The sequence below is a fragment of the Streptomyces bambusae genome, assembly GCF_019400985.1.
Classification (GTDB): Bacteria; Actinomycetota; Actinomycetes; order Streptomycetales; family Streptomycetaceae; genus Streptomyces; species Streptomyces bambusae_A.
The window spans coordinates 1-3,960 of sequence record NZ_WTFF01000483.1; the positions used below are offsets into that span (position 1 = coordinate 1).

Annotated in this window: 4 protein-coding genes; 2 read left to right on the forward strand and 2 right to left on the reverse strand. The window is 75.9% G+C overall.

Going from position 1 to position 3,960, the window contains the following annotated elements:
• The coding region (locus GPJ59_RS34395) for a hypothetical protein (protein WP_308120648.1) at positions 1-1,098 on the reverse strand (1,098 nt) is incomplete at its 3' end.
• Between the two features lie 160 nt (positions 1,099-1,258).
• Here GPJ59_RS34395 and GPJ59_RS34400 point away from each other — a divergent pair.
• On the forward strand, positions 1,259-1,855 hold the full coding sequence (locus GPJ59_RS34400; RefSeq protein WP_219671927.1) for a histidine phosphatase family protein: 597 nt from the start codon (positions 1,259-1,261) through the stop codon (positions 1,853-1,855).
• Between the two features lie 84 nt (positions 1,856-1,939).
• Here the strand turns inward: GPJ59_RS34400 and GPJ59_RS34405 are convergent, their stop codons facing one another.
• Positions 1,940-3,268 carry a tetratricopeptide repeat protein gene (locus GPJ59_RS34405; protein ID WP_219671929.1) on the reverse strand — a complete coding sequence of 443 codons (1,329 nt, stop codon included), beginning with the start codon at positions 3,266-3,268 and terminating at the stop codon, positions 1,940-1,942.
• Positions 3,269-3,506: 238 nt separating this feature from the next.
• On the opposite strand from GPJ59_RS34405, the gene GPJ59_RS34410 reads away from it, so the two are divergent.
• Positions 3,507-3,923 (forward strand): hypothetical protein, encoded by a 417-nt coding sequence (locus GPJ59_RS34410; RefSeq protein WP_258025351.1) that lies wholly within the window; start codon positions 3,507-3,509, stop codon positions 3,921-3,923.
• Positions 3,924-3,960: the final 37 nt, after the last annotated feature.

A 3,960-nucleotide genomic window follows, 5' to 3' on the forward strand; every position in this document is an offset into this window, starting at 1 on the left:
ATGCGTGGGGCGGTGGCGGAAAACGCCCCTGCACCGCCGCCGGCCGGACCGGCGGCGATGCCGTGCGTTCATGTGATGGATGATGGTCGTGGTCAGCGCGCCCAGCTCGCCGCGCACGGAACGCCCGAGGGCGGTCACCGAGTCCGCGGCGCGGGCCTTCTGCCGGCAGTGGAAGGCCAGCTCGCAGGCGGCCAGGCACTCGGGGGCGTAGGCGGCGTCCACGGCGGCCACCGCCTCGGACAGCTCCTCGCCGGGCCGGGCCGGGTCGAAGCTCAGCCCCGCCGGCAGGGCGGCGGCCAGCTCCTCGATCCGGGTGAGCCGGGCCAGTTGGCGCCGGGTGACCGCGCGCTGCTTGCGGATGTCCATCGCGGCGGCGGTGGGCAGGTTGGAGAAGTCCTTGGGGCAGACCAGCAGCGCCGTGTGCCCGACCGTGGCGCCCGGCAGCAGGTCCGCGGTCCGCTCCAGGGCCAGCACGTACACGGCGGCCTGCCGGGCGGCGGCGCCCACCTTGGCCGCGTCCGCCGCGCCGTCGATCATCGGGAAGGACTTGATCTCCACGACCGTCCAGCGGCCGTCGGGGTGCACGACGACGGCGTCGGGCTCCAGGTAGGCCGGGGTGCCCGCCACCTCCAGCGCCAGCATCGGGTGGTCCAGCAGGGTCCAGGTGGCGGCGGCCGTCGCCTCGCGCAGCGCCAGCGCCGTCCGCGCGGCCCGGCCCTCCGGCCCGGCGGCGGTCAGGTCGGGGACGCGGGCGTCCCGGGCGGGCGGCGCGGCGCCGTCGTCCAGCCGCTCGTGCACCAGGCGCAGCAGCTCGGCCCCGCCGTCGCCCTTGACCTTGGCCTCGAAGGAGTTGCCGCGGATCAGCGCGAACTGGGACTGGCCGAAAGCCGCCGGCGCGCCCAGGGCCGAGGCGAGCGCGGTCTTGTCCACCCCGGCGCCGTCCAGCAGGGCACGTCTGCCGCAGCCGGGGTTGGCGGCGAGGGCTGCCAGGGCCCTGGCGTCGAGCGGGCGGGGCGGCACGGCGGGGCCGCGCAGATCGGCGAGCCGCTGCCGGAGTGTCGTGGTCTGCGGTGGGCCGCTGGGCGGGTAGGAGCTCACCCGCGGAAGTGTCCCATCCGCCACTGACAATCGTGGGGCGGTGGCGGAAAACGCCCCTGCACCGCCGCCGGCCGGACCGGCGGCGATGCCGTGCGTTCATGTGATGGATGATGGTCGGACAATCCAAAGGGTGATACGCGACCAACCGGGAGAAACAGACATGGCCCCCCGCATCCTGCTGGCCCGTCACGGGCAGACCGCGTGGTCGCTGTCCGGCAAGCACACGGGCCGCACGGACGTCCCGCTGCTCGACGAGGGCCGGCGCGGGGCGAAGCTGCTCGGGGAGCGGCTGGCCCGCGACCCGTGGGCCGGGCTGCCCGGCGTCGATGTGCGCACCAGCCCGCTGCTCCGCGCGAGCGAGAGCTGCGAACTGGCCGGCTTCGGCCTCCAGGCCGAGCCCTGGGACACGCTCATGGAATGGGACTACGGCGACTACGAGGGCATGACCCCCGCCGAGATCCAGGCCGTCCGCCCCGGCTGGCTGCTCTGGCGCGACGGCGTCCCCGGCGGCGAGTCCGTGGTGGACGTCTCCGCCCGCGCCGACGAGGTCGTCGGCTGGGCCCGCGCGGCGGACCGCGACGTCCTCGTCTTCGCGCACGGCCACATCCTGCGCACCCTGGCCGCGCGCTGGCTCGGCCTGGACGCCTCCTTCGGCGCCCGCATCCGCCTGGACCCGACCTCCCTGTCGGTCCTGGGGTGGGCGTACGGGGCCCCGGCCCTGGAGCGCTGGAACGACACCGGCCACCTGGACGGGTAGGGCCGAGTCGGGACTTATCGGGCGCCGGGGAGCTCAGGTGTCGGGGAGCTCAGGCGCGGGAAAGCTCGGTCGCCGGGGAGCCGCTCAGGCGTCGGCGTGCCGGGCCAGGAAGGCCGACACGCGCGGCGAGCGCTGGTGCGGCACCAGGGTGCGGGCCGTGCCGGCGAGCATCGACCGGATCCGGGTGGACTGCACCTCCGAGAGCAGGTCCAGCACCCGGCCCCCGGCCCACGCCGCCTCCTCGGGAGCGCCGGCCCGGGCCAGGTCGTCGGCCAGCTCGGCGGTGTAGAGGGCGACGTTCCGGGCGAAGTGCGGGTCCTGGAGGTCGGCCGCGCGCCGGGCGTGCCGGGCCGCGCGGCCGTACTCGCCCAGCGCCGCCCAGCAGGAGGCCTCCAGCGACTCCAGCTCCGCCTCGCCGAAGAAGGACATCCACTCGGGGTCCGCGTCCGAGGCGCCCCGCGCGAAGTGCGCATGCGCCCGGCCCAGTGCGTCCTCGCAGGAGGAACGATCCCCCAGTCCCGCCCAGCCGCCCGCCTCCCGCAGGCACAGCAGCGACAGCAGCCGTGCGGACCCCAGGCCCCGGGCCGCGCGCCGGCCGGCCTGGGCGGCGCGCACCGCCTCGCGCGGCCGGCCGCAGTCCCGGGCCAGGAACGCCGCGTTGGCGAAGGCGTGGGCCTCCAGCTGCGCGTTCCCGGCGACCCGGGCCGTGGCCAGGGCCTCGGCGTAGTGCGAGCGCGCGTCGTCGTAGCGGTGGGAGTCGTGCGCCAGCCAGCCCACCGACAGCGCCAGTTCCCCGGCCCCCGCGTGCAGCCGGTCCTCCGTGGACTGCCGCGTGGCCCCCGCGTCCAGCAGGGCGTACGCGGCGCGCAGCGGTTCGGTGGCCCTGCGGTAGAGGGCGTCCGCGCCGTGCCGGTCGTCCAGCAGCCGGATCCGGCGTACGGCCTCCTCGACCGCCGCGGCCTCCGCCTCCCCGGCGCGGGCGGCGGGCCGGCGCTGGTCGACGAGCGGACCGAGGCTGAGGGTCGCGGCCGCCACCGTCGCGGAGCCGCCGGCCATGAACGCGCGACGCAGCACGTCGCTCTCCTTGGAGAGATGGGAGAGATGGGAGAGATGAGAGGGGTGGGAGGGGCGGGGGGAGGTCCGCGCCGCCCGGCCGCGGACCGCCTCGCGGGGGGAGAAGCCGAGGTCGGCCAGGGTGCGGCCGGGGAACATGTGCAGGAAGACCCGCTCGTAGGCGTAGTTGGGGCAGCGGATCTCCCCGGACTCCACCCGGCCGATGTAGCGGGCGTCGCAGGAAACCGTTTCTCCGATGTCCCGTGCGGCCTTGCGCACCAGGGCCGCGAACTCGGCGGGCGAGCGCTGCCCGCGCAACTGCCGGAACGGCACGTTCGGGGGATGGGGGGACGTCGCCATGGACGTGGCCTCTCTGGCGAGGAATGCCGGCGACGGGGTGGGGGTCCGGCGCGCATGAACGTACCGCCGGGACCGGGTGGCGCATGCGGTGTTTGGCTACAAAACGGATATCTCACCCACGATCCGCCATGAACTGCCATCCTTTGCGGCGTCCTTGTGCCGCCACCGTTGACGTTCCCGTGCGTTGAACCATGCGGACCGGAGCATCAAGGAGGGGTTTGCCTTGTTGGAGGGCGGTATGGAGAGCAGTGGACCGAGCATCGTGCCCGTGCCCGTGCCCGTGTCCGAGCCCGGTGCGGCGGCCCCGGACCTGGTGACCGTGCCGGCCCGGCAGGGGCTGGAGGCGGTGGACATCATCCGCCGGGCCGCCACCGCGCCCGCGGGTGGCGTGGGGCCGGTCCTCCACGACGGATCGGGGGGCACCCTCGGCTTCCTCGTCCCGCCCGGCACCGCCGACGCCTGGGACCTGCCAGGCAGCGCGTGTATGCAGACCAACGGGCGCGGCATGCGCTTCGGCGACGGTGCCCCGCCCGTGGAGGCCACCGGCTGGCTGCTGCCGCCGGAGGTGACCGGCTCGCTGACCGACCCCGCCGTGCTGCGCGCCGCGCTCGGCGAGGCCGCCCGGCTGATCGAGGCCGCCGACAACTGCCGCTGACGCCGGTCCGGGCGTGGTCCGGGCGCGGTCGGCGGCC

Excerpts from the sequence above, each read along its gene's own strand:
- GPJ59_RS34400 (WP_219671927.1), top strand. The coding sequence starts at position 1,259 with ATGGCCCCCCGCATCCTGCTGGCCCGTCACGGGCAGACCGCGTGGTCG.
- GPJ59_RS34405 (WP_219671929.1), bottom strand. The coding sequence starts at position 3,268 with ATGGCGACGTCCCCCCATCCCCCGAACGTGCCGTTCCGGCAGTTGCGC.
- GPJ59_RS34410 (WP_258025351.1), top strand. The coding sequence starts at position 3,507 with ATGGAGAGCAGTGGACCGAGCATCGTGCCCGTGCCCGTGCCCGTGTCC.